Here is a 20,123-nt window from a genome sequence, read left to right as displayed (position 1 = left end):
CCTCAATCGAAGAAACTCTTCACCCGATCGAACCAACTCTTGCTTTGCGGGCTATGACGCGCGCCGCCTTCCGTCAGTGAACGCTCGAACTGCTTGAGCAGATCACGTTGCTGGTCGGTGAGCTTGACCGGCGTTTCGACCTGCACATGCACATATAAGTCCCCGGCAATGCTCGAGCGCAATCCCTTGATACCCTTGCTACGCAGCCGAAACGTCTTGCCCGACTGCGTGCCTTCCGGCACGGTGAAACTCGCGCGGCCAGCCAGCGTAGGCACTTCAATCTCGCCACCAAGCGCCGCCGTGGAGAAGGGAATCGGCATCTGGCAATGCAGGTCGTCGCCGTCGCGTTCGAACACCGAATGCTGCTTGATGTGAATCTCGACGTACAAGTCACCGCTCGGACCGCCGTTGATGCCGGGCTCGCCGTTACCCGACGAGCGAATCCGCATGCCGTCGTCAATACCCGCCGGGATCTTCACCTCCAGCGTCTTCGTTTCCTTCACCTTGCCCGCGCCGTGGCAATGACCGCACGGCTCAGGAATGTGGGTGCCGGTGCCATGACACTTCGGGCAAGTCTGCTGGATGCTGAAAAAGCCCTGCGACATGCGCACGGTGCCTTGTCCCTGACACGTCGGACAGGTTTCCGGCTTGGTGCCGGGCTTCGCACCCGAGCCCTTGCAAATCTCGCAATTCACCCAGCTCGGCACGCGAATTTGCGTGTCGTAGCCGTGCGCCGCCTGCTCCAGCGAGATTTCCATGCTGTAGCGCAAATCCGCGCCGCGATAAACCTGCGGACCCGCGCGCCCACGACTGGCTCCCGCTGCGCCGCCGGCCGCCTGGCCGAAGATGTCGCCGAAAATATCGCCGAAGGCATCGGCGAATCCGCCAAAACCCTGCTGACCCGGACCGGCCATGTTCGGATCGACGCCGGCATGCCCGTATTGATCGTAGGCCGCGCGCTTTTGCGGATCCGAGAGCATTTCGTAGGCCTCTTTGACCTCCTTGAAATGCGCTTCCGAATCCTTGTTATCCGGATTGCGGTCGGGGTGATGCTTCATCGCAAGCTTGCGATAAGCCTTCTTGATTTCGTCGTCGCTCGCATTCTTCGCGACGCCCATAACCTCGTAGTAATCCCGTTTCGCCATATCGGTTCAGCGCCACCGCGCCTGATCAGAGATCAGGTCCGGCAGCTCCCTCTTGGATGCCTGGAGTCTCGCGACTCATGTGGTTCGTCGACGCCTGGCCACCATGCGTGATTCGCGCGATCAATAAGTGACCAGCACGCAAATCAAGCCGCACGAAGCGCAGCGCCCTCTAAAAAAACAACGTGCCCGGAAAGCCATTCGGCTCGCCAGGCGCGTTCTTCGTCCGTACGCTCAACTGGGCGCAAGACATTTTTCGTCGCGGTCCCGTGCAAAATCAAAGCTGCACGGGACCGGTTCCTTCATCGACGAACTGGTGATGCGGTTCAATCGACTCAGTCCTTCTTCACTTCCTTGAAGTCGGCATCGACAACATCGTCGTGCTGCTCCGGCGCCGCCTGCGCACCGGGGCCGCCTGCTGCGCCCGCTGCCCCGGCCGCGCCCGCCGCACCTTGCGCTGCAGCCATGTCGGCATACATCTTTTCGCCGAGTTTCTGCGACGCCGTTGCCAGCGTTTCGATCTTCGCGTCAATCGCAGCCTTGTCAGCCGTGCTGCCCTTCAGCGCTTCTTCAAGATCCTTCAATGCCGCTTCGATCTGCTCTTTTTCAGCCGCTTCGATCTTGTCGCCGTATTCAGCCACGGCCTTCTTCGTGCTGTGCACCAGCGCGTCGCCCTGATTGCGCGAGTCGGCCAGTTCACGCAGACGGTGATCTTCTTCCGCGTTCGCTTCAGCGTCCTTCACCATCTTGTCGATCTCGGCGTCCGACAGGCCCGAGTTTGCCTTGATGACGATGCGGTTTTCCTTGCCCGTTGCCTTGTCTTTCGCGCCGACGTGCAAAATCCCGTTCGCGTCGATGTCAAAGCTCACTTCGATCTGCGGCGTGCCGCGCGATGCCGGCGGGATGCCTTCAAGGTTGAACTCGCCCAGCAGCTTGTTGCCTGCTGCCATCTCGCGCTCGCCCTGGAACACCTTGATCGTCACGGCGCTCTGGTTGTCATCAGCTGTCGAATAGACCTGTGCGTGCTTGGTCGGGATGGTCGTGTTCTTGTTGATCATCTTCGTCATCACGCCGCCGAGGGTTTCAATACCCAGCGACAACGGCGTCACGTCCAGCAACAACACGTCTTTCCGATCACCCGACAGAACCTGGCCTTGAATCGCAGCGCCAACGGCCACGGCTTCGTCCGGGTTCACGTCACGACGCGGGTCCTTGCCGAAGAATTCCTTCACCTTTTCCTGCACCTTCGGCATACGCGTCATACCGCCGACCAGGATGATGTCGTCGATTTCGCCGACCTTCACGCCTGCATCTTTAATCGCGATACGGCACGGTTCCATCGTGCGTTCGATCAGGTCTTCAACCAGCGACTCCAGCTTCGCACGCGTAATTTTCAGGTTCAAGTGCTTCGGACCCGACGCGTCCGCCGTGATGTACGGCAGGTTGATTTCGGTCTGAGCGGCCGACGACAACTCGATCTTCGCCTTTTCAGCAGCTTCTTTCAGGCGTTGCAGCGCGAGCACGTCGCGGCTCAGATCGACGCCTTGATCCTTCTTGAACTCGCCGATGATGTATTCAATGATGCGCTGGTCAAAATCTTCACCGCCGAGGAACGTGTCGCCGTTCGTGGAGAGCACTTCGAACTGCTTCTCGCCGTCAACGTCCGCGATCTCGATGATCGACACGTCGAACGTGCCGCCGCCCAAGTCATACACGGCGATCTTGCGGTCGCCCTTTTCGTTCTTGTCCAGGCCAAACGCGAGCGCGGCTGCGGTCGGTTCGTTGATGATGCGCTTCACGTCCAGACCGGCAATACGGCCCGCGTCTTTCGTCGCTTGACGCTGGCTGTCGTTGAAATACGCCGGAACCGTAATGACGGCTTCCGTCACTTCTTCGCCGAGATAGTCTTCAGCGGTCTTCTTCATCTTGCGCAGCACTTCTGCCGAAATTTGCGGCGGTGCCAGTTTTTGATCGCGGGCTTCAACCCAGGCGTCGCCGTTATCGGCGCGCACGATCTTGTAGGGCATCAACGCGATGTCCTTCTGTACTTCTTTTTCGTCGAAACGGCGGCCGATCAGCCGTTTGACTGCGTACAGCGTGTTCTTCGGGTTCGTGACCGACTGACGCTTCGCCGGCGCGCCGACCAGAATTTCGTTGTCGTCCACATAAGCAATGATCGACGGCGTGGTGCGCGTGCCTTCCGCGTTCTCAATCACCTTGACCGTGTTGCCTTCCATGATCGCGACGCACGAGTTCGTCGTGCCCAGATCGATACCAATGATTCTGCCCATTTTTATCACTCTCCTGACTTTGATTGCAGCAGGTCCGTTTTCGCGTTTTCGACGTGGTTGACGGTCGAATCGCTAGCCGGATGCCCAAAATTTAACCCTGTACGCCAAATAAGAGCGTTCGCATCGTTTTCAAGACCAGAAACTGACGCTTTCCCGCTTTTTTTCAGCCATTCTGAAACTTTTTCTGGCTAACCGGCTCAACCCTTCGCTTCGAGCGCCCGAATTTTCTCGCGAGCGGCGGCGACAGCGGCTTCGAACTGGCCAAGCCCATGCCAGCCGGTTGCTCGTCCGAGGCGCTTGCCCCGGTAGAAGAAGAACCACGTTGGCACGCCATGCAACATGAAACGGCGGCCGAGATCGCGATGCTCGTAGATGTTGCTGTGAAACCATTTCAGCCCGAGCGCCCGGATTTCATCCGGTTTTGCGAGCATCGCCTTCTTCGCGATTTCGCAGTTGAAACACTCGAAACCCCAGAAATACACAACGGCCAGTTCGTCCGCCGCCGACTCGAGGCCGGCGTCGAACGTCCCGGCGCTCAATTCCTGCATGTCGAAAGCGGCAAACGCGGTGACATCGACAGGGATATTGGCCATGACAGCAACATCTCCGGCTGAAATGCTTATTTCGGCGCGGCGACCGTGACGAGCGCCGGGCGCAGAACGCGGTCCGCAATCACATAGCCCTTTTGCAGCACCGAGACCACCGTGTTCGCGTCCTGCTCGGCCGGCACCATCGAAATAGCCTGATGGCGGTGCGGATCGAACTTCTCGCCAACCGGATTTACCTCGACGACACGGCCCTTTTCGAGCGCGGCGGTCAGTTGGCGCAGCGTCAACTCGACGCCTTCGCGGACTTTTGCCAGGTCGGTGGACGAATGCGTCAGCGCGGCTTCCAGGCTGTCGAGCACCGGCAGCAGGTTTTCCGCGAAGTTTTCGATCGCGAATTTATGCGCCTTCTGCACATCTTCCTGCGCCCGGCGCCGCACGTTCTCGGTCTCGGCTTTCGCACGCAAGAACTCTTCTTGCAACGATGCTGCCTTCGCTTGCGCTTCAGCGAGCAATGCCTCGGTTTCGTTTGCGTCGACGGTTTCCGGTGCGGAATTCCCGTCCGGCACGCCGGGTTGCTGGATAGTTTGAGCCGCCGCGGTATTGTCGGCGGGCGAGGGGTTCTGGCTCGCGGAATTGTCTTGCGTGTTTTCCATGTCGCTTGAGATTTTGCTATGGGTGAAAACGGATGAAATCGAACGCAACGTTGCGGTTTCGGCCCATCAAAAAGCTGCCGATGATAACCGCCAACTCAACGTTGCAAAAACGCAACGGGCCCGAACAGCGGACAGTGCGAGTGAAGCGAGGGACATCCTTGTTCGTCCTAAGAAACCCATCTGAGGCTCAGATGAGCGTTTTCAAGGGGTTGCACGTGCTTTCCGGGGCTGTTTCTAGCCTGCAGAAATGACCGGTTACAACCATTTTGGGCCTGTCATCAGATTCAGATTGAGCCGGTTGAGTTGCTCACCTACACTTCGAACATGTCTTCGGAAGCGCTAGTTAACCCTAATCTTACGAATGCCCGAATCCAAGTCTTTTAATCGCTAAAGCTTGCTTCAAGTCAGCTCTAGCGTCCGCTTTTCAGAGCTGTTGCGTTGTTACAGGGGGTGCCCATGAAACTGACCTTTGCTATTGCGATCGTCGCATTGGTACTCGTTGGCGGCACCACGACTATTTGCATGTCCGGCGCGGTCAACGACCACACTACGGAGTACGGCGGCGTCTCGGCCACCATGGAACAGTTTTTCAGTCCGAGCCTGAAAGTTTGTCGATAATGCGGCGGTCGCGCTTGGTCGGGCGCCCCTGCAATGCGGCTGCCGGCTCACGATACGTCTTCCTCCGCTCATTCTCCGCCACGCGTTTTTCCCGTCCAGCGTCCGTTTCAGCGTAAAGCGTCTGCGCAATGGGCGCCGGACCGCGCACTTCACAAATTCCCAGCACGTTCACTTGCCAAAGCACGTGTTCAATCTCGATCTCCACGAGATCGCCAACACGCACATCCTTGGACGGCTTCACATTCGCGCCGCCAATACGCACGCGACCCTTCTCGACGGCGTCGCTTGCCAGCGAGCGCGTTTTGAAAAAACGCGCCGCCCAGAGCCATTTATCGATACGAAGGCGCGCGCTGGAGTCAGTTGAGATCTGGTAGTTCACGAGTGGTCAATGGTAACTGGTCAATGCGGTGGTCTATGCGGCTGCGCTCAGCGTTTGCGGCGCCTGCACCGGCCAGCCCTGCAGGTGCTGCGCGACAATTTCGCCCAGCGCCTTGATCCAGGCCGGCGATGCGTTCAAACATGGAATCCGGTGAAATTCCTTGCCGCCAGCGTGCAGGAATTCATCACGCACTTCAATGCCGATTTCCTCGATGGTTTCCAGGCAATCCGACGTAAAACCCGGGCAGAACATGTCCACCCGCTTCACACCCGCCGCGCCAAGTTCCGCGAGCGAAGGCGCGGTATAAGGTTGCAACCATTCTGCCCGGCCAAAACGCGACTGGAATGTCACGCGGCATTCGACCGGCGACAACCCGAGCGCAGCCATGAGCAACGAACCGGTCTGTTGACACTGATCATGATACGGGTCGCCAAGATCCATGGTGCGCTTGGGCACGCCGTGGAAACTCAGCACCAGCCGGTCACCCGCTGCGAAGTCCGGCTGGCCGTGATGCCGCCAATAGTCCCGCACCTGCTCGGCCAGCGCGCCAATATAGGCCGGATGGTCTGCATATTGGCGGATGGTGCGCAATTCCGGCTGATTGCGCACGCGGCGCAAGGCGTTGAACGCGTCATCGAACGCCGTAGCCGTGGTCGACGACGAATACTGCGGATACATGGGTACGAGCAGCACGCGCTCGGCGCCTTCCAGCTTGAGTTGATTCATCATGGCCGGAATCCCGGGCGTGCCGTAGCGCATGGCGTAGTCAACGATCACGTGATAGTCGTTCACCATGAACAAGCGCCGCAACCCCTCCACCTGCCTTTCCGTATAGACCCGCAGCGGCGAGCCTTCGGGCAGCCATACCTGGGCATATTTCTTTGCTGACGCACGGCCGCGAAACGGCAGGATTGCCAGCCGCAGGATGACTTGCCACGCGAGCGCAGGAATTTCCACCACGCGCGGATCCGACAAGAACTGCGCGAGGTACTTGCGCACGGCCTTGGGCGTGGGCGCGTCCGGCGTGCCGAGGTTGATCAGCAGCACCGCAACGCGATGCGAAGCGAAAGGCTGCGAAGGCAACTCGAGGTCGTAGCGCATAAAGGGGAGAGGCTGTGAAGCCCGTGCCGGTCAAGTAAGTGAAACCCATTATAGCGGCGCGTTTCGGAACGCAACATCGGCCGAACGGCCGAGTGGTGAACGGGGCTGGGGCAAGGCAAGATGGGTTGTCTGCCGGGGGGATTCGCAGCATTTTGCGGGCCGGACCGGCAGACGGCTTATTGCACGCTTATTGCACGCTTATTGCACTATTGCTGGCTACTGAGCGAGAGGGAGAGCAGGCGCGCGGTGATATCAACAATGGGAATCACGCGGTTGTAGGCCATCCGCGTAGGTCCGATCACGCCCAGCGTGCCCACGATCTTCCCGTTCACTTCATAGGGCGCGGTCACCACGCTCATTTCCTCGATCGGCACGAGATTCGACTCGCCGCCTATAAATATCTGCACGCCTTGCGCGTGGCTCGAGACATCGAGTAATTGAAGGAGACTCGTCTTTTGGTCGAACACGTCGAAGAGCTTGCGCAGCCGCGCCATGTCGGAGGAAAGATCCGCCACTTCCAGCAGGTTGCGCTCGCCGGAAATCAGCAGGGTGTCGCCTTGATCCGTTTCGTCGACGCTCGCGGCCACCGCTGCCTGCATCAGCGAGGTCATGTCGCCGCGCAGCGCGTCGATTTCCTCGCGCAGTCGGCGGCGTACTTCGTTGAAGGACAGTCCGGCGAAATTCGCGTTGATATAGTTCGACGCCTCGGTGAGCTGCGACGGCGAATAGTCGCGCTGGGTCGCCATGATGCGGTTCTGCACGTCGCCTTCCGGCGTCACTATGATCAGCAGGATGCGTTTATCAGACAGGCGCATGAACTCGATCTGCTTGAACATGTGGCTGCGGCGCGGCGTGAGAATGACGCCCGCGAATTGCGACAGGTTCGACAGCACGCTAGCCGCGGCGGCCACGATCTTCGCCGGCTCGCCGCCCTGCAGCTTGATCTTGACAGCGGAGGTCATGGCTTCGTCGTCGGTAGTTTCGACGGTGAGCATGGTGTCCACGAAGAGCCGGTAGCCGCGTGGCGTGGGAATCCGGCCCGCAGACGTATGCGGGCTCACCACCAGTCCGAGGTCCTCCAGGTCCGACATGACGTTGCGGATGGTGGCCGGGCTGAGCTCGAGTCCGGAATAACGGGACAGCGTGCGGGAACCGACCGGCTGACCTTCGGCGATATAGCGCTCGATCAGCGTCTTGAGGAGGGTCTGGGCACGTGGGTCTAGCATGGGGAAAGTTTAGCTCAACGTGTAAGGAAACAGCGAGCGCAGCAAATATAGCGACGACGATTGACGTATTTTTGTCATTCACCCGTCATCAATTCATGATCCGCACCATTCTAACGACAATTCCCCGTCACGCCCGGGGCTTAGCATATACAGACAAGCCGTAGGCACCGCGGACGTGGCGCGCGGTTCTTTTCGACACTCACCTATGGTGTAATGCCGGCATGGAAATTGGTACCCAATTCAAGACTGTCGCGCTCGTGGGGCGCAACAACACGCCCGGCATCAGGGAGCCGCTGACGGCGCTCGCCGCGTGCATTGTGAAACGCGGCTTCGACGTCGTGTTCGAAGCGGAAACGGCGCACGACGTCGGCGTGACTGACTACCCCGCATTGACCGCGCCGGAAATTGGCGCGCGCGCGGACGTCGCGGTCGTGCTCGGCGGCGACGGCACCATGCTTGGCATTGGCCGGCAGCTCGCGCCGTATCGCACGCCGCTGATTGGCGTGAACCACGGGCGGCTCGGGTTCATCACGGACATCACGCTGGCCGAAATGCAGGAGCTGGTGCCTCAAATGCTCGCCGGCAGTTTCGAGCGCGAAGAGCGGACCTTGCTCGAAGCGCGCATTGTCCGTGACGGCCGGCCGATCTATCACGCGCTGGCGTTCAATGACGTCGTGGTGAATCGCAGCGGCTTTTCGGGCATGGCGGAGCTGCGCGTGTCGGTGGACGGGCGTTTCATGTACAACCAGCGCTCGGACGGTCTGATTGTCGCCACGCCCACGGGTTCGACCGCATACGCGCTCTCCTCTTCCGGACCGATCCTGCATCCGCAATTGCAGGGTTTTGTACTCGTACCCATCGCGCCGCATTCGCTGTCGAATCGTCCAATTGTTCTGCCCGACGACTCGCAAGTGGATATCCAGATTATTGGCGGGCGCGACGTGAACGTGAATTTCGACATGCAGTCGTTTACCGCGGTCGAACTGAACGACACCATTGAAGTGCGGCGTTCGCGTCATACCGTGCCGGTGTTGCATCCGGTCGGCTATAGCCATTACGCCACGCTACGCAAGAAGCTGCACTGGAACGAATATCCCTCGCACGAAGACGCCACGAAACTCTAAGACGCCCATGCTCCGTCATCTCTCGATTCGCGACTTCGTCATTGTCGCCGCGCTAGACCTTGAGTTCGAGCGCGGCTTCACCGTCTTTTCAGGCGAAACCGGCGCCGGCAAGTCGATTCTTATCGATGCCCTCGCGCTCACGCTCGGCGCGCGTGCCGACGCCAGCATCGTGCGGACCGGAGGAGCGCGCGCGGACATCACCGCCGAGTTTTCTACTCACGCACAAGTCTCGCGCTGGCTGGACGAGCACGCGCTGGCTGCCGGCGACGCCGACACGGTCATGCTGCGGCGCGTCGTCGATTCAAGTGGACGTTCGCGGGCGTTTATCAACGGTACGCCGGCTACGCTTGTGCAATTGCGTGAACTGAGCGAAATGCTCGTCGACATCCACGGCCAGCACGCCCACCAATTGCTGATGCGCCCGGACGCCCAGCGCGAACTCTTCGATACTCACGCGGGCCTGCTCGACTCGGCACAGAAAGTAGCGCGGGCGCACCGGGTCTGGCGCGACGCAACGCATGCGGTGGAACTCGCGCAAAACCGCGATCGCGAGTTGCAACTGGAACGCGAGCGTCTCGCATGGCAACTGAGTGAACTCGACAAACTTGCGCCGCAGCCGGGTGAGTGGGAAGAGGTCAGCGCAGAGCATCATCGGCTGTCGCATTCGGCGAGTTTGATCGACGGTGTGCAGGGCGCGCTGAACGCGCTGTCCGAGTCGGACGAAGCCATGATCACGCAGCTCTCCGCGATCGTGTCGAAGCTGCGCGGTCTTGTCGATATCGACCCTGCGCTCGCCGACGTGCTGGCTTCGCTCGAACCCGCCGAGATTCAATTGCAGGAAGCCTCATATTCGCTCTCGCACTACGCTCAGCGGCTTGAGCTTGACCCGAACCGGCTGGCGCAGGTCGAGCATCGGATGGAACAACTGCATTCGGCCGCGCGCAAGTTTCGCATGCAGCCCGAAGCGTTGCCCGAGGAGCATGCCGAGCGGCGCAGACAGCTGGCGGCGCTCGATGCCGCCGCTGATCTCGATGCACTGCGCGCGGCGGTTGCCAAGGCGAAAGAGGTTTATCTGGCGGAAGCGACGGTGTTGTCGAAGGCGCGCGGGAAAGCCGCGAAGTCGCTTGGCAAGGCGGTCACCAAGGGCATGCAGGAATTATCGATGGTCGGCGGCAGCTTTGAAGTCGCGCTCGTGCCGCTTGCAGAGGGCGGTGCGAACGGGCTTGAGCAGATCGAATTCCGGGTGGCTGGGCATGCGGGCGTGACGTTGAGGCCGTTGGCGAAGGTCGCGTCTGGCGGCGAACTCGCGCGGATCAGTCTCGCGTTGGCGGTAATTGCGAGCACGGCGAGCCCGACCCCCACATTGATTTTCGATGAAGTGGATACGGGGATTGGCGGCGGCGTGGCGGAAGTGGTCGGGCGTTTGCTGCATCAACTCGGCCGCGACCGGCAGGTGCTGTGCGTGACGCATTTGCCGCAGGTCGCGGCGCGCGGCGATCATCATTTCCAGGTGGCTAAAGCCGGTGATTCTGCGGGGGGAACGGTTAGCACCGTTACGCCGCTGGATAAATCGAAACGGGTGGAAGAAGTTGCGCGGATGCTGGGGGGGCTTGAGATTACGGCCACCACGCGTAAGCATGCGAAGGAAATGTTGGCCGCGTAAGAAGGGATTTTCGTTCGCACTCGGGGTTCTGTTTGGGTGGGGCGGTGTTAGTGGGCGGGGGTCGGTGCTGGGGTGGTCGGTTCTGGGGTTAGTGGTCGGGGGTCTATGCCGGGGTGCTAGGTTCTGGGGTTAGTGGTCTGAGTCAATGCCGGGTTGGTGCTTTCGGCGTTAGCGGCCTGCGAGAGTCGGATTTTCTCTTTATCACTGTTAGCCACTGTGCGTGGCGGCACGTCATTTCTTTGTCCAAAGCGACAAAGAAACGAAGCAAAGAAAGCGCTTTCAACCACGCTACCCTAAGTGTCCACAGCGTGCAGTTTCTATTCATAGGTGCCCCAAAAGCACGGTGCTCGCCAGAGCGGAGGATGTGTGAACCCCTCCTTCTCGCGAATCCTGACACGAACACGCTTCGCCCCGTACGCTCTCGGGCAAGCACGAGGCGCCCACGAACCAGCACGGCCTAACGCGTATTTGCTTCTGCGGTTCTTCTTTGTGGGTTAGCTGCTCGGTCGGCGCGCTTATTTTCGTGGGCTACAGCCCAGGATATCTTCGCAGCCTCGTTTCTTGACGGGTTGGCGGCGTGGTTGGAGGCGCGTACTGATTTGGTGGGAGGTTGTCCGCGGATAGCGCGGGGTGAACCTTGGGCAGGTTCAATCACTGGTGGCGAAAATACACATCAGGCTGTGATTGGCGAAGCTGGCCACGGGGGCCCTCCAACGCAAGCCACTCACCGAACCTACCAAGAAACGAAGCCTTAAATGCGGGTGGGGCCGTGCGGGTTCCTTAGCAATGGTGCTTGCCCGAGAGCGTACGGGGCGAAGCGTGTTCGTGTCAGGATTCGCGAGAAGGAGGGGTTCAAACATCCTTCGCTCTGGCGAGCACCGTGCTTTTGGGGCACCCATGAATGAAAACTGCACGCTGTGGACACTTAGGGTAGAGCGGTTAAAGCGTTTTCTTTGCTTCGTTTCTTTGTCGCTTTGGACAAAGAAATGACGTGCCGCCACGCACAGTGGCTAATAGTGATAAAGAGAATATCCGACTCGCGCAGACCGCTAACACTGAAAGCAGCAACCCGGCATCAACCCCGACCACTAACGCCGAAAGCACCAACCCGGCATTGACCCAGAACCGCTAGCCCCGCCCCCCCGGCATAGACCCACCTAGCCCCCCCCCGACCACCCCCCGAGTGCGAACGAAAACCTACCCAAATACCCGCTTCCAAAGCCCCGTTACCGCTTCCCTCTCCGCCACCACAACATCCGGTTCAACCCGCGCCTTCTCCATCCCGTCGAGCCTCAGCGTGTGCTGCAACTTCCTATACCGCCGATACGCAGCCGCCACCGTTTCCGCCTCCTCGGCACTCATCAGCCCGAACCCCGCAGCCAGTCGCAACAACGAAATATTGCCCATATTCCGAATAAATTCAGCGTCTTCGCGCGCGTGCAACAGCACGCAATACTGCACGATGAACTCGATATCCACCATCCCGCCGCGGTCGTGCTTCAGGTCAAATAACTTGCTCCGGTTCGGATGCCCGGCATCCACGCGCTCACGCATCGCAACAATCTCCTGCGCCAACGCAGCGGCGTCTCGCGGCATCGTGAGAACCTGGGCGCGAATTTCCTCGAAGCGCTCGCCAATCTCGGCATCGCCAGCGCAATAACGCGCCCGCGACAGCGCCTGATGTTCCCAGACCCACGCCGTATTCGCGGCATCGCCCTCACGAATCTGATACCGCCGGAACGATTCCAGGCTCGTCACCAGCAAACCCGATTCACCATTCGGACGCAGCCGCAAATCGACATCGAATAACGTGCCCGCGCCCGTTGCCGTCGTGAGCCACGTGACCAGCCGGCGCGCGAACATCGCGTAAATATCGGCGGCGGCTTCGTCGGGGTCGTCGTGCAGGAAAATCAGGTCCAGGTCCGACGCGTAACCCAGCTCCTTCCCACCCAGCTTCCCGTAAGCGATCACAGAAAAGCGCGGTACCTCACGGTGACGCTTGGGAAACTGCGACCACACCGTTTCGATAGTGACATCGAGCACGGCATCAGCCAGCGCCGACAACAGGTCGCTCACATGTTCAACGGTCAGCTTGCCGCTCAGGTCGATCAGCAGAATGCGGAACACCTCTGCCTGATGTGCGTGCCGCAGCAAGTTCATCTGCTGCTCGGCGCCATCGGCGGCGGCAATCTGCGCGCGCAAGGATTCGCGAAATTGCGCCCAGTCGAAGGGGCTCGCGATCACTTCATCGTCGAGCAATTCATCAAGAAGCTGCGGATGGCGGATCAGATATCCCGCCGCCCAACGCGACGCGCCCAGCACCGACAACACCCGTTCGAGCGCCGCCGGATATTCGGTGAGCAACGCCAGATAAGCGCCGCGGCGGCTGACCGCTTCGAGCAGGTCGAACAGCCGGGCAATGGTGTCGCCGCGCCGCTCGGGCGGCTCGACGGCCTTCGCCGCTTCGAGCGCACGTTGCGCGACAATATCGAACCGCTCCCGGCTGCGCTCGGGCAAACCTTCGTATCGCGTGGACTTCCACACGTTGCGCAGACGTGTGAGCACAGCGGTGGCATCGGTGAAACCCAGTTCGGTCATGCGCTCGACCAACTGTTCTTCGGCGCTGTCGTCGGCAAGCGCGCTGCTCCATACCCACGACGCCGCCGAATCTTCCGCGACCGCGCAACCGCCGTCGCCCTTCACCTTATCGGCGAAAGTCTGGTCGAACTGATACTCAACGCGCGTCCGATGCGCCTCCAGCGCATCGGTCAACGCCGGGTAATCGGCGAAGCCCATTGCATCGGCAAGCACTGCGCGGTCGTCCGGCGCGACCGGCATGGCGTGCGTCTGCGCATCGTTTCGATACTGCAAGCGGTGTTCGAGCTTGCGCAGGAACAAGTACGCGCCGGTGAGTTCGCTACATACATTCGCCGATATCAACCCGTGCGCCGCCGCGCGATTCAGCACGGACAAGGTCGGACGAATCCGCAGATCGGCAATCTGGCCGCCACGGATCAGTTGAAACACCTGCGCGCTGAACTCGATCTCCCGAATGCCGCCACGACCGAGCTTGATGTCGTCGGCTTTGTCCGGCCGCATCGACGCGCGCCGCTGCGCTTCCTGCCTGATCTGCACATGCAGCGCACGAATCGCGCTGATCACGCCGTAGTCGAGATACCGCCGGTAGATAAACGGCGTAGCGAGCGCGTCGAGCTGCTTGGCCAGCCGTTGCGCCGCTTCGCTTTCACCCTCGGAGACCAGCCGCCCCTTGATCCACGCGTACCGCTCCCACTCGCGGCCCTGCACATAGAAATATTCCTCGAGCATGCCGAGCCCGCAAGCGAGCGGGCCGGCATCGCCGTTTGGCCGCAACCGCATATCGACTCTAAAGACATAACCGTCTTCCGTCACCTCGGCCAATGCGCCTATGAGCTTACGGCCGAGCCGCGTAAAATATTCCTGGGTCGACAACGCCGCGCGTTCGCCGCCTGCCGTCTCACCGTCTTCTTCATAGACGAAAATCAGATCAATATCCGACGACACATTCAACTCACGTCCACCGAGCTTCCCCATTCCCACTACACCCAGCGTCAAGCGCTGTCCGTCAGGCCCGCGTGGCTCGCCGAACGTGACCTCCAGATCCGCCGATAACACCGCGAGCGCCCGCTGGATAGTCAGCTCGGCAAGATCGGTCATGGCGCCCGTGACTTCGGCAACCGGCGCGAGGCCCGCGAGATCGCGTTCCATCACCGTGCAGAAAACCTCGATGCGCAACCGCCGCAGCGCGGTCTTGAGCGCGGCTTCATCAAGCCGGCCGCTGGCCGAACGCGCCGAACACGCGTCGCAGAGCGCGTTCAGCCGCGCCTCTATCCAGGCGCGGCGAATCGGCGCTTGTGACCATTCGGCCACTTGGGCCGGCAATTCGGGACGCGCGGCATACACGCGCGCGGCATAGTGGGAAGCGCTGGCACTCAGCAAAACGGCGTCGGTCATGAAAAGTCGGGCTCAGTCATTGCTCACAAACAAGTCCGGCAGTGCGCCGGGGCTTTTGCGCACATTGGCGCGAGGTGTGCAGAACGCCGTCCGGCGCGGCTTAGCGGCCGCATGGTAGCGTGTTCCCGCAGTTTTTTGCGCTGCGCGCTGTGTTACATTTCAACGTCAAATCTCGAAAACCTACCATATCGCCGACCCGCCGCAGCATGTCCGACCGAAAGGAATTCGCCGACCCACCTGAAGCTGTGCCCGTGAAGCTAGGTGGTCGCGCCGAGCTCGCGTTGTCGCGGGTGCTCAAAGTCCTTCTGGTGCTGGTTGCCGTGGTCTATTTCGCGGTCGCCGGGATCTATCTCGCGCTGCGTTACGCCGTGCTTCCCCAGATCGATGTGTTCAAGCCGCGCATCGAGCAAATGGTCTCGTCGAAGATCCATGCGCAGTTGCGCATCGGACGTATCACGGCGAAGTGGTCCGGCTTCGAGCCTTCATTCGATATCGACAATCTCCGGATCGACGCCGCCGACGGCACGCCGGGTCTCGCCGTGCCGCACGCCAGCGCCACGGTCGCGTGGCGCTCGCTGCTGGGTCCCATTCCGCTGCTCTCGAATCTCACCGTCGATGGCCCCGACGTCGTCATCTCGCGCGCCGCCGACGGAACCTTCAGCGTAGCCGGCGTGCCGATCCAGGCGAAACACACGGGCAACGACGCGTTCATGACCTGGCTGCTGAGACAGCAAGCCATCGTGCTGCGCGACGGCACGCTGCGCTGGCACGACGGCGAGCGCAATGCGCCGGAACTCGCGCTCAAGCGTATCAAGCTCGCTATTCTCAACGACGGCCCGCATCATCGGCTGGCGTTGCAGGCGTCCCCCGACGGCGACCTGCTGCACGGGCCGCTCGACTTCCGCGCGGACTTCACCACGCCCCGCTTCAGCGTGCCCGGCCGGCCGGCGAACTGGACGGGCCAGGCGTATCTGTCGACCGGTCCTGTCGATCTGCCCAAGCTCTCGCAGTACGCGACGATGCCCTTCGCGACCTACGGCGGACGTTTCGACAACCGCATCTGGCTCGACTTCGCGAGCGGCAAGCTGCAATCAGCGGGCGGCGACCTGACCGGCTCCGACATCGCGTTGCGCGTGCGTCCAACGCAGCCGCGTCTCGACGTGCCGATCGCGGACTTCCGCTGGGATCTTGCGCAACAGGACGACGAATACACGCTGCACCTTGCAAACCTGCACGCAGAACTCGGCCAGCCGCCGCTCGCCGACGGCACGCCCGTGTCTCGCCTGCTGGCGTTGCACACCCTGACCGGCCATTACCGTGCGGCGACCTTGCAGCGCGGGCAGATGTTCGGGGTATCGGGCGATGTCGTCGATCTCGGCATCCTCGGCGAATTCTTGCGCACGCTGCCGTTGCCATCGAAGGCGCAAAACGATCTGATCCGATTCAACCCGCGTGGCCAGATTGCCAACTACACGCTGCAAACCGAGCGGCCCAGACCGGCGAACCACGCTCAAATGCTGGCTCAGCGGCAGACGGGCGCCGAGCCGCCGATACGCTACACGGTCAAGGGCGACTTGCGCGGCGTGAGCGTGCAGGCCCAGGAACCGCCGCCGGGCCTGACGATCAACAACCACCCGCGGGCCGGGATTCCGGGCGTGGAAAACCTGTGGGGCAGTATTGACGCGGATCAGGATCACGGCAGCGCGGTTATCGATACGAAAAATACCGCGATCACCATCCCCGGCGTCTTCGATAACCCGCGTCTCGTGCTCGATCAGATCGACGGCCGCGTGACCTGGACGCTCACCGACGCGCCCGGCAAGCCGCACAAGGCGATCACCGCCCACGTGGAGACGCTGCACGTCAAGAATGCGGACGCCGAAGCGAGTGCGACGGCCGACTATCGCAACGAAGGCGAAGGCAGGGGTTCGCTCGATCTCAAGGCAAAGGCCGCGCGCCTGAATGTGACGAGCCTCGTGCACTACCTGCCGACGAGCATCAGCGAAAAACTACGCGTTTATCTGGGCCACGCGTTGCAATCCGGCGTTTCGCGCAACGCCACCATCGAGATTCACGGCGACCTGACGAAATTCCCTTACGCAAAGTTCCCCGATGCCGGCCAGTTCCGCATCGTCGCGCCCTTCTCGGGCGGCAAGTTCGAGCCAACGCCCTATCCGCCCAAGACCATGGCAAACGGAACGCCGAACGTGTGGCCGGCGTTCGATGGTATTGACGGGACGTTTCATCTCGCCGAAAACAAGCTGGGCTTCGATATTTCGCGCGGCCATTATCTCGGCGTGAGCGTGGTCAAGACGACGGGACGGATTGAAGACCTGGGCAATCGCGAATCGAAGCTGCTGATCGACGCCGACGCGCATGGCCCGATCACCGACATGCTTCGTTACGTGGAAGACAGCTCGCTCGGCGCGCTCTCACACCACGTGTCGACGAAGATTCGCGCCACCGGTAACGCCGCGCTCGCGTTGCAACTGGAAATTCCGCGGGTCGCGCCGCCGCCCGGCGTACGGCCGCACGTGGGTTACAAAGGCGCGCTCACGTTCAACGGCAACGAGCTTGCATACGCTGCGTTGCCGCCGTTATCGAATCTCAAAGGGCGGGCGCGGTTCGGCGAAAAGACCGCGTCGCTCGATGGCCTCACGGCGAAATTCCTCGGCGGCGACGTGCGTGGTACCGGCGGCGTGAAACCCGACGGCAGTTATGCCTTCGATGTAAGCGGCCGCATAGGTGGCGACGCGGCCCAGAGCCTGAACGCGCGCGATCAGGCACAAGCGGCGCAGATTCTCAAGCACATCAGCGGCACCGCACCGTACGACCTGCGCGTGCGCGGCGTGAAAAATGCGTTGCCGCAGGTCGAGGCCAACTCCGACCTGACCGGCCTCGGCCTGGACTTTCCGGCGCCCTTCAACAAGAGCGAGGGCACGCCCATGCCCGTCTCGTTCACGTTCACGGCAATGGCCGGATCGCCCCAGGAGCACGACGCGAAACTCACGCTCGGGCCGGTGAATGCGCATTACTTGCTCAAGCAGACCGGCAAGGAAGCGCCGATCGTGGAACGGGGTGCTATCGGCGTAAACAAACCGGCCGATCTGCCGGAACAGGGCGTGACGGCGGCGGTGGATATCGACGAACTCGATGCCGACGCGTGGCGCAAGCTGATCGCCGAATTGGGACCGATGCCACAGCCGGACCCGCAGACTCAATCGCAATCGCAGGCGATGAAGCAATTCCTCCCCAAGCGCTTCGCGCTGCATTTCGCCACGATCAAGCTGCTCAACCGGCGCTGGGAAGATGTGGCGATCGGCGCAAATCTCGGCGATGACCGCAAGTGGCAGGCGAACATTGCGTCGGATCAGGTTACGGGCAATGCGCAATGGATGCCGGGCGCGACAAAGGGCAGTCCGGGCGCGTTGCAGGCGCGGTTCACGAAGGTCGTGATTCCGGGGAAGGAGGAAACCGACCTGGTCACACAGATGATCCGCAAGCCGCCGGCCAACATGCCGTCCATCGATTTGATCGTGAACGAACTCGTGGTGCGCGGGCGCACGCTCGGACGCCTTGAGGTGGACGCGCGCAACGACGTGGAAGACAACGTGCCGGTCTGGCATCTGGACAAACTGGATTTGAGCAATCCGGACGCGACACTGTCGGCCACGGCCAACTGGCGCACGATCAGCGGTCCCGTCGGTTTTCCAGCCGACGCCGACGACAACGCCCCCCGCCGCACCGCGGTGGATTTCAAGCTGGACATCACCGATGCCGGTGCGCTGGTCGAACGGCTCGGCTTGCCGCGGACGGTGAAGAACGGCAAAGGCACCGTGACGGGTCAGCTTGGCTGGGACGGCAGTCCGGCTGCAGTCGACCTACCCACGCTCAACGGTAAGCTGGACGTCGACTTGCATCATGGCCAGATTCTCAAGGTCAATCCGGGCGCGGCCAAGCTGCTCGGCGTGCTCAGCCTGCAAAGCCTCGCGCACTTCCTCACGCTGAATTTCCAGGACGTGGTCGGCAAAGGACTGCCGTTCGAAAAAATCACCGGTTCAGGCACGGTTCAGGATGGCATCGGCCGCACCAATGATTTCACGATGATCACGGCGCCGGCACGCGTCGAGCTGAAGGGGCTGGTCGATCTGCCGAAGGAAACCCAGGACCTGCACGCCAAGGTCATCCCGACCATCAGCGCGGGCGCCGTGGCGCTGGGCGCCGCCGTGATCAATCCTTTGCTCGGGATCGGCACGCTGGTGGCCGACCTGCTGCTATCGAAGTCGATTGGAAAAGCGTTCACGATTGACTATTCCATTACCGGCTCGTGGTCGAAACCCGTCATTCAGCGGGTGAAAGGCGATCAGGGTAAGATCGAAATTCCCGCTGCCACCGTGCCCAACTGATCTTTTTAATAGCGTTTCAGTGAAGATCACACAGGCTGGCAACAAGCGATTTCGGTTACCATCGCGCCCCTTTTAGCAGGCTGACATGAGCGAAAAATCAAGCGAAGGCACCCCCGGGGCATTCCGCGTAGCTGCGCTGCAAATGGTGAGCGCGCCGGATCGCGAGCGCAATATTGCGGAAGCGGGACGGCTGATTGCCGAAGCCGCGCGCGATGGCGCACAGCTTGTACTGCTGCCGGAATATTTCTGCTACATGGGTTTCAAGGACACGGACAAGCTCGCGATCCGCGAAACGCCCGGGCACGGTCCGATCCAGCAGTTCCTGTCGGACGCGGCGCGCGAACATCGCGTGTGGGTGATCGGCGGGACCTTGCCTCTGGAATCGCCTGAACCGGCGCGCGTGCTCAATACCACTCTGGTCTTCGATCCGTCCGGCAAGCAGGTCGCCCGCTACGACAAGATTCATCTCTTCAATTTCGAGAAAGGCACGGAATCCTTCGATGAAGCCCGCACGATCTGTCCGGGAACCGAAGTGCGTACGTTTGAAGCCCCGTTCGGACGCGTGGGGTTGTCGGTGTGTTACGACCTGCGGTTTCCCGAGCTTTACAGAAAAATGGACGATTGCGCGTTGATAGTCGTGCCGTCCGCGTTCACGTACACCACCGGCGAGGCGCACTGGGAAACGCTGCTCAAGGCGCGCGCAATCGAAAACCAATGCTACGTGCTGGCCGCCGCGCAAGGCGGCAAACACGAAAACGGCCGCCGGACCTGGGGCCACAGCATGCTGATCGATCCGTGGGGCGAGATCGTGGCCGTGGTGGAAGAAGGTGCGGGCGTGGCAGCCGGAGCGATTGATGCCGCGCGTATTGCATCCGTCCGCCAAAGCCTTCCGGCTCTGCGGCATCGCGTTTTGGGCTAGCTTGTTTTTTCGGAGCCCCCCTCCATTTGGTCAGGGTGTGGCATAAACACTCCAACGTTA

Annotated in this window: 14 protein-coding genes; 6 read left to right on the top strand and 8 right to left on the bottom strand. The window is 61.2% G+C overall.

Annotation, left to right across the window (positions count from 1 at the left end; genetic code table 11):
* Positions 1-2: 2 nt before the first annotated feature.
* The 4 genes from dnaJ to grpE all read right to left on the bottom strand — a co-directional run bounded on the left by dnaJ (position 3) and on the right by grpE (position 4,634).
* On the bottom strand, positions 3-1,145 hold the full coding sequence (gene dnaJ / locus ACSQ36_RS02305) for a molecular chaperone DnaJ (RefSeq protein WP_213765894.1): 1,143 nt from the start codon (positions 1,143-1,145) through the stop codon (positions 3-5).
* 332 nt (positions 1,146-1,477) lie between these two features.
* On the bottom strand, positions 1,478-3,433 hold the full coding sequence (gene dnaK, locus ACSQ36_RS02300; protein ID WP_213765893.1) for a molecular chaperone DnaK: 1,956 nt from the start codon (positions 3,431-3,433) through the stop codon (positions 1,478-1,480).
* A gap of 197 nt (positions 3,434-3,630) precedes the next feature.
* Positions 3,631-4,026 (bottom strand): thioredoxin family protein, encoded by a 396-nt coding sequence (locus ACSQ36_RS02295; RefSeq protein ID WP_213765892.1) that lies wholly within the window; start codon positions 4,024-4,026, stop codon positions 3,631-3,633.
* Between the two features lie 26 nt (positions 4,027-4,052).
* Positions 4,053-4,634 (bottom strand): nucleotide exchange factor GrpE, encoded by a 582-nt coding sequence (grpE, locus tag ACSQ36_RS02290; RefSeq protein ID WP_213765891.1) that lies wholly within the window; start codon positions 4,632-4,634, stop codon positions 4,053-4,055.
* On the opposite strand from grpE, the gene ACSQ36_RS02285 reads away from it, so the two are divergent.
* On the top strand, positions 4,633-4,818 hold the full coding sequence (locus ACSQ36_RS02285) for a hypothetical protein (RefSeq protein WP_213765890.1): 186 nt from the start codon (positions 4,633-4,635) through the stop codon (positions 4,816-4,818). The genes grpE and ACSQ36_RS02285 overlap by 2 nt on opposite strands.
* A 272-nt stretch (positions 4,819-5,090) precedes the next feature.
* Entirely contained in the window at positions 5,091-5,252 is a 162-nt protein-coding gene (locus ACSQ36_RS02280; protein ID WP_213765889.1) for a hypothetical protein, read from the top strand.
* Here ACSQ36_RS02280 and ACSQ36_RS02275 read toward each other — a convergent pair.
* The 3 genes from ACSQ36_RS02275 to hrcA all read right to left on the bottom strand — a co-directional run bounded on the left by ACSQ36_RS02275 (position 5,224) and on the right by hrcA (position 7,958).
* Positions 5,224-5,631 carry an RNA-binding S4 domain-containing protein gene (locus ACSQ36_RS02275; protein ID WP_436180769.1) on the bottom strand — a complete coding sequence of 136 codons (408 nt, stop codon included), beginning with the start codon at positions 5,629-5,631 and terminating at the stop codon, positions 5,224-5,226. The two genes, ACSQ36_RS02280 and ACSQ36_RS02275, sit on opposite strands and share 29 nt — an antisense overlap.
* A gap of 33 nt (positions 5,632-5,664) precedes the next feature.
* Positions 5,665-6,732, bottom strand: coding sequence for a ferrochelatase (hemH, locus tag ACSQ36_RS02270; RefSeq protein WP_436180768.1), 1,068 nt, complete (start codon positions 6,730-6,732; stop codon positions 5,665-5,667).
* Positions 6,733-6,938: 206 nt separating this feature from the next.
* Entirely contained in the window at positions 6,939-7,958 is a 1,020-nt protein-coding gene (hrcA, locus tag ACSQ36_RS02265; RefSeq protein ID WP_213765886.1) for a heat-inducible transcriptional repressor HrcA, read from the bottom strand.
* A 221-nt stretch (positions 7,959-8,179) separates the two neighbouring features.
* Here hrcA and ACSQ36_RS02260 point away from each other — a divergent pair, with 221 nt between their 5' ends.
* A complete protein-coding gene (locus tag ACSQ36_RS02260) occupies positions 8,180-9,082 on the top strand; it encodes an NAD kinase (RefSeq protein WP_213765885.1) in 903 nt (300 codons plus the stop codon).
* A gap of 7 nt (positions 9,083-9,089) precedes the next feature.
* Positions 9,090-10,745: a DNA repair protein RecN gene (gene recN / locus ACSQ36_RS02255; RefSeq protein ID WP_436180767.1), complete on the top strand. Its 1,656-nt coding sequence runs from the start codon at positions 9,090-9,092 to the stop codon at positions 10,743-10,745.
* A 1,197-nt stretch (positions 10,746-11,942) separates the two neighbouring features.
* Here recN and glnE read toward each other — a convergent pair.
* On the bottom strand, positions 11,943-14,738 hold the full coding sequence (gene glnE / locus ACSQ36_RS02250; protein ID WP_436180766.1) for a bifunctional [glutamate--ammonia ligase]-adenylyl-L-tyrosine phosphorylase/[glutamate--ammonia-ligase] adenylyltransferase: 2,796 nt from the start codon (positions 14,736-14,738) through the stop codon (positions 11,943-11,945).
* A gap of 206 nt (positions 14,739-14,944) precedes the next feature.
* On the opposite strand from glnE, the gene ACSQ36_RS02245 reads away from it, so the two are divergent.
* Both ACSQ36_RS02245 and ACSQ36_RS02240 read left to right on the top strand, forming a co-directional pair.
* Positions 14,945-19,144 (top strand): YhdP family phospholipid transporter, encoded by a 4,200-nt coding sequence (locus ACSQ36_RS02245; RefSeq protein WP_436180765.1) that lies wholly within the window; start codon positions 14,945-14,947, stop codon positions 19,142-19,144.
* Positions 19,145-19,229: 85 nt separating this feature from the next.
* Positions 19,230-20,063, top strand: coding sequence for a carbon-nitrogen hydrolase family protein (locus tag ACSQ36_RS02240; protein ID WP_436180764.1), 834 nt, complete (start codon positions 19,230-19,232; stop codon positions 20,061-20,063).
* Positions 20,064-20,123: the final 60 nt, after the last annotated feature.

Origin of the sequence: Caballeronia sp. LjRoot34, assembly GCF_964253815.1 — a bacterium.
Lineage (GTDB): Bacteria > Pseudomonadota > Gammaproteobacteria > Burkholderiales > Burkholderiaceae > Caballeronia.
This window is presented reverse-complemented; position numbering and strand designations above follow the sequence as displayed.